The following is a 6,024-nucleotide window of genomic DNA, read 5'->3' as shown; positions in this document are numbered from 1 at the left end:
CGAGAGGACCGGGATGGACCGACCGCTGGTGAACCAGTTGTTCCGCCAGGAGCATAGCTGGGTAGCCAAGTTGGGAAGGGATAAACGCTGAAAGCATCTAAGTGTGAAGCCCACCTCAAGATAAGATTTCCCATAGCGTAAGCTAGTAAGACCCCTCGAAGAACACGAGGAGATAGGTCAGAGGTGTAAGCAGGGTAACTTGTTAAGCTGACTGATACTAATAGGTCGAGGGCTTGACCAAATAAAAAACGAAAGAAAAAAATTTACTGTGCAATTTTGAGAGGACAGAGTTCTTCTTTAACTATAAAATTTTTATGGTTAAATTCATGTTTAGTATTGACAGTTGTTTAAAAGCACTGTATAATATAAAACTGTGATAAGAAAATTGATATAAGCTTATAGCAATTTTCAATAATAGATCTGGTGGTAATGACGTGAAGGTAACACCCCTTTCCATACCGAACAGGAAGGTTAAGCTTCACAGTGCCAATGGTACTGCAGGGGAGGCCCTGTGGGAGAGCAGGTCGCTGCCAGGTTATAAGGATCTTTAGCTCAGTTGGTTAGAGCAACCGGCTCATAACCGGTGGGTCCGGGGTTCGAGTCCCTGAAGGTCCACCATGCGGGGGTATAGCTCAGCTGGGAGAGCATCTGCCTTGCACGCAGAGGGTCAAGAGTTCGAATCTCTTTATCTCCACCAAAACGAGTAACATTTTGTTACTCGTTTTTTAAAGAAATACACTGCATAGATTGTTCCGTGGTAGCTCAATGGTTGAGCATTCGGCTGTTAACCGAAGGGTTGGAGGTTCGAGCCCTCTCCACGGAGCCATTTTTATTTTTTGAATTCATTTAATTAAGGCATTTGAAAGAAAATAACAAGTCAAAGATGCGACGAATATTTTTTATCAGACAAGGAGGAAGGTTCCGCAGATAGTGAATCTTATCTAAGGGTTCTACCGATGCAGTATGATAAAAAATAGGCTAGCATACTGATTAGTTATTTCTTTGAAAATGCCTAAAATAGATTAGTAAAAATAAACCAAAGGTAGCTCACCTTTGGTTTATTTTTTTATGGAGTGCATATTTTAGGCACTTGTTTTCATAGATAATAATATAAAAGCAAAATTATTTTGAAAATTTAATTAATTGTAGGAGGAATTTTAATTAGCAAATAGAATATATAATTAATCGAAAAGTAAGGGGAGGGATTGCTTATGAAAAAATATTCAGTAAATAATTTAAGAAATGTAGGATTTATTGGACATAGTGGTTCTGGTAAAACTACATTAACAGAAGCAATACTTTATTACACAAAAGTTGTTGATAGGTTTGGAAAAATTGAGGATGGAAGTACTGTTAGTGATTATGATATTGAAGAAAAAAAGAGAAAAATATCAATAGCTTCATCTTTAGCTTCTTGTGAATGGAAAAATACAAAGATAAATTTAGTTGATATGCCAGGATATTTTGATTTTATAGGAGAAACTATGGAAGGATTGAGAGCAGTTGATGTAGCTATAATTGTTTTATCAAGTGTATCTGGAATCCAAGTGGGAGCTGAGAAATCTTGGAGTGGTGTCAATAAAAGTAAACTTCCTAGAGCTTTTTATATAAATAAGTTGGATAGAGAAAATTCAGATTTTGATAAAACATTGGCAGAATTAAAAGAAAAGTTTGGTATGTCTGTAGTACCAATTCAATATCCTATAGGAAAGGAAAATAATTTTAAAGGAATTGTAAACGTTATTTCAGGAAAAGCTAATATAGTGAATAATAAGAACATAGTAGAAGAAACTACTATACCAAAAGATATTTTAGATAAAATCACAAAATGTAGGAATATGGTTATGGAAGCTGTGGCAGAAACAGATGAGGAACTTTTAGATAAATATTTTAGTGAGGGTACTTTAAGTGATGAAGACATTTATAAAGGATTAATAAGAGCTTGCTCAAAAGGTGAAATTACACCTGTAATGTGTGGCTCTGCTGTAAATGGAATAGGAATAGATACTTTATTAGAAGATATAATTCAATGTTTCCCATCTCCTGAAGCTTCAGAAGTAATTAATGTTAATTTAGAACAAAAATCACAGGTTGTAGTTAAAGCAGATGAAAATAGTCCTTTTTCAGCTTTTGTTTTTAAAACTATAGCTGATCCTTTTGTAGGTAAGTTATCTTTATTTAGAGTCATGACTGGTAAGCTCAAATCAGATATGACAGTATATAATGTGAAAAAAGATAAAAGTGAAAAAATAGGAACCTTATATTTTTTAAAGGGAAAACAGCAGATACCTGTGTCGGAAATAGGAGCCGGAGATATGGGCGCTGTTGCTAAACTACAATTTGCGAGCACAGGGGATACCTTATGTGACCCATCGTCTTTAGTTGCATTTAAAGCAATTGAATTTCCGGAGCCAGTAATTTCGATGGCTATGTTACCTAAATCTAAAAATGATGAGGATAAAATATTTAATGGACTAAGTAAACTGTTAGAAGAAGATCCTACTTTTAAAATATCTAGAGATGTAGAAAATGCAGAGACTATAATTTCTGGACAAGGTGAAGTTCACATTGATGTGATATCATCTAAATTAAAGTCTAAATTTGGAACAGATGTTATTTTGAGAGAACCAAAAGTACATTATAGAGAAACAATAAGGAAAACTTCAGATGTACAGGGCAAACACAAAAAGCAATCAGGAGGACATGGACAGTATGGAGATGTAAAAATTAAGTTTGAACCAAGAAATGATAATGAAGATGATTTAGAATTTGTGGATAAAGTAGTAGGGGGAGTAGTTCCAAGACAGTATATACCGGCAGTTGAAAAAGGGCTTAGAGAATGTATTAACCATGGGGTCTTAGCTGGATACCCTATAATAAGAATAAAAGCTACATTACATGATGGATCGTATCATCCAGTAGACTCTTCAGAAATGGCTTTTAAGGTAGCAGCATCTTTAGCCTATAAGAAAGGAATTTTAGAAGCTGATCCTGTATTATTAGAACCAATTTTACATGTAGAAGTGTGTGTCCCTGAAGAGTATATGGGGGATATAATTGGGAATATAAATAAACGAAGAGGGAGAGTACTTGGAATGGAAGTTTCGGGTAAAAATCAGATAATAATAGCTGAAGTACCTGAAGCAGAAATGTTTAAATATGCTACAGATTTAAGGTCCATGACTCAAGCTAGAGGAAGTTTCAATATGAAATTTGAAAGATATGAGGAAGTCCCAGACATTCAAGCAAATAAGATAATAGAAAGTAAAAATAAAATAAAAGTTAGGCAAGAATAAATTTCAGCCTCAATAGAATATAATTCTATTGAGGTTTTTTAAAATTAAATATTGTGTATATTTTAATTCACTACAATGAATAATAATTTTATTAATCATTAGATGAACTTTTCAATTAAGGAGAGATTATATGTCTGAATATAAAATGAGCATAAAAGGTAAAATTACTTTAGAGGATTATAGTAGTATATATGATTATATAGCAATAGTAAATAAAAATGATAAATTAACTATAGTTGTAGATAGCAATGAAAATAAAAATGTAGAGATAGTATGTAATATGTTAAAAAATAAGTATTTTACTGTTAATCCAAATAAAACCTGTGATGGAGGAAAGTATTGTATAAAAGCATTTAAGAATGAGGATTAAATTATTCTACATGGTGATTATTCTTATTTAACACATATAAACAGTATACAATAGTATGTATTAGAAAAATGGAGAAAATAGTATTTGAAATTAGTATTTGTGTATAAAACAAATATATTTAGTGAAATATAGAAGTTGAATAAAACCTAAATTAATAATATTATTAATTTAAGGTCAAAGAAAGTCAAAGTCAAGAAGGTGGTAAATTGGCAAGATTATCAGATATAATAGAAGACTTTATAAAAGAAATGCTTAATAATAGTGAGGAGACTAAACTTCAAATTGGCAGAAACGAACTAGCTAATTATTTTAGCTGTGCGCCCTCCCAGATAAATTATGTATTGACTACTAGATTTACTATGGATAAAGGTTACTACATAGAAAGCAAGAGGGGCGGCGGTGGATGTATAATTATACGAAAAATAGAATTTGACTGTAATGAGAATTTACTTAAAAGTATAATAGAAAAAATAGGGGACACCATAACATACAATACTGCTGCACAGCTTATAGAAACGCTACTTGAAGAGCAAGTTATAACGGAAAGAGAAAACATAATATTAAAGACTATAATAAATGATAGGACACTAAATATTGCATTGAATAATAAAAATAAATTGAGGGCAGATATATTAAAATCAATTATAGTAGTTATATTTAAGAGCCCTAAATTTGGTATGAATAGATAGACAAATATATGATATAATATTTATTGTATTAAATTACATTAAATGTTAATCATATATGCATAGGAGTGATGATATGATTTGTGATATATGTAAGAAGAATGAAGCTACAGTTCATATAACAAAAATAATAAATGGTTCCAAGCAGGATATTAATTTATGTGAAAAGTGTGCTATGGAAAAGGGAGAACTTAATTTTGTACCTCAAATAGACTTTGTTTCTCCATTTGGATTCCAAAATATTTTAAGTGGAATTATGGATTATATGACAAGCGGCAATAATGAAGAACATAAAACCTTTGATATATCTTGTAAAACCTGTGGTACATCTTATAGTGAATTTAAAAAAACAGGTCTTTTAGGATGCAGTGAGTGCTATAAAAATTTTAGTAATATTTTAGAACCTGTAATTAAGAGGGTTCAAGCAAATTTAGGTCATACAGGTAAAATACCTAAAAATCAAGGAAAAAGTATTATTGAAAGAAATAAGCTTTTGAAGTTAAAGTCAGATCTTCAAAAGGCAGTATCCTTAGAGGAGTATGAAAAAGCAGCAACTATAAGAGATGCTATAAAAGAAATTGAGAAACAAGTTCATGTGAGCAACGAAAATAGGAAGGAGGGTTAACTTTGAATAATTGGACGACTACTTGTGATGACAGCAACGGGGGTTTGGTAATAAGTAGTAGGATAAGATTAGCTAGAAATTTGGCTGAAGTTCCATTTCCACATAAATTAAATCAAGAAAAAAGCAAAGAGGTAATCAAACTAGTAGAGAATGCTTTTTATACACCTTCCAGTAATAAGGACACATTTAAGACCAATTATTTGTGGGAAGAAACTGATAATGAAAAGCGAAATTATCTAGAAAAACACCTTATAAGCAAAAATTTGATAGATCACAGTCATAAATCTGCCTTTATACTAGATAATCAGCAGACTATAAGTATTATGATAAATGAAGAAGATCATATTAGAATCCAGTGTATAACGGCAGGGCTAAATTTGGAAGAAGTATATAATGTAAGTGATAAAATAGATGATTTATTGGAAGAAAATTTAAAATATGCATTTGATGAAAAGTTAGGTTATCTTACAGCATGTCCCACTAATATAGGAACAGGACTTAGAGCTTCTGTTATGCTGCATTTGCCAGCACTTTCTTTAAACAATCAGATGAATGGATTTTTAAATGCATTATCTCAAGTTGGAATGACTGTTAGAGGATTATATGGTGAGGGTTCAAAGGCCATAGGGAATATATATCAGATTTCCAATCAGGTTACTTTAGGTAGAAGCGAAGAGGAGATACTGAGCAATTTAAAAGCTGTAGTTGTTCAGGTAACAAATGAAGAAAAGGCTTCTAGAGAAAATCTTATGAAAAAATTTAAATATGAGGTAGAAGATAAAATTTACAGAGCATTGGGTATATTAAAATCAGCAGTGATTTTAAATGTAAATGAATGTTTCAAGCTTTTGTCTGATGTAAGATTAGGCGTTGAAATGGGAATAATTAAGAATATAAGTAAGGCAACCTTGAACAATCTTTTAGTAAGTACACAGCCTGCTACAATACAAAATGGAAATGAGAAAATTTTATCAGCCATTGAAATGAATCTTAATAGAGCAAAAATTGTAAAAGAAAAATTAAATATTGATAAAGTTCAATAAGAAG

The 6,024-nt window shown here is 31.7% G+C and carries 5 protein-coding genes, 3 tRNA genes and 2 rRNA genes; all 10 read left to right on the top strand.

Annotated features, from left to right (window positions below):
• A 23S ribosomal RNA gene (locus tag CLRAG_RS11645) occupies positions 1-241 on the top strand; the annotation flags it as partial.
• A gap of 178 nt (positions 242-419) precedes the next feature.
• Positions 420-536 (top strand): 5S ribosomal RNA (gene rrf / locus CLRAG_RS11640).
• 5 nt (positions 537-541) lie between these two features.
• Positions 542-618: transfer RNA gene (locus tag CLRAG_RS11635), tRNA-Ile, on the top strand.
• Positions 619-621: 3 nt separating this feature from the next.
• Positions 622-697, top strand: a tRNA-Ala gene (locus CLRAG_RS11630).
• Between the two features lie 54 nt (positions 698-751).
• Positions 752-826 (top strand) — tRNA-Asn (locus CLRAG_RS11625).
• Between the two features lie 385 nt (positions 827-1,211).
• Positions 1,212-3,296 (top strand): elongation factor G, encoded by a 2,085-nt coding sequence (gene fusA, locus CLRAG_RS11620; RefSeq protein ID WP_065078568.1) that lies wholly within the window; start codon positions 1,212-1,214, stop codon positions 3,294-3,296.
• Between the two features lie 130 nt (positions 3,297-3,426).
• Positions 3,427-3,666: a hypothetical protein gene (locus tag CLRAG_RS11615; protein WP_065078567.1), complete on the top strand. Its 240-nt coding sequence runs from the start codon at positions 3,427-3,429 to the stop codon at positions 3,664-3,666.
• Positions 3,667-3,872: 206 nt separating this feature from the next.
• Positions 3,873-4,355, top strand: coding sequence for a CtsR family transcriptional regulator (locus tag CLRAG_RS11610; RefSeq protein ID WP_065078566.1), 483 nt, complete (start codon positions 3,873-3,875; stop codon positions 4,353-4,355).
• A 73-nt stretch (positions 4,356-4,428) separates the two neighbouring features.
• Positions 4,429-4,977: a UvrB/UvrC motif-containing protein gene (locus tag CLRAG_RS11605; protein WP_065078565.1), complete on the top strand. Its 549-nt coding sequence runs from the start codon at positions 4,429-4,431 to the stop codon at positions 4,975-4,977.
• A 2-nt stretch (positions 4,978-4,979) separates the two neighbouring features.
• Entirely contained in the window at positions 4,980-6,020 is a 1,041-nt protein-coding gene (locus tag CLRAG_RS11600) for a protein arginine kinase (RefSeq protein ID WP_065078564.1), read from the top strand.
• The last annotated feature ends 4 nt before the right edge of the window (positions 6,021-6,024 follow it).

Source organism: Clostridium ragsdalei P11, assembly GCF_001675165.1.
GTDB lineage: Bacteria > Bacillota > Clostridia > Clostridiales > Clostridiaceae > Clostridium_B > Clostridium_B ragsdalei.
Note: the sequence above shows the minus strand (reverse complement) of the source record. Positions and strands in the feature narration are given on the sequence as shown.

What these genes read in the sequence shown, in the direction of transcription:
- CLRAG_RS11615 (WP_065078567.1), top strand. Translation starts at nt 3,427, where the DNA reads ATGTCTGAATATAAAATGAGCATAAAAGGTAAAATTACTTTAGAGGAT.
- CLRAG_RS11605 (WP_065078565.1), top strand. Translation starts at nt 4,429, where the DNA reads ATGATTTGTGATATATGTAAGAAGAATGAAGCTACAGTTCATATAACA.
- fusA (WP_065078568.1), top strand. Translation starts at nt 1,212, where the DNA reads ATGAAAAAATATTCAGTAAATAATTTAAGAAATGTAGGATTTATTGGA.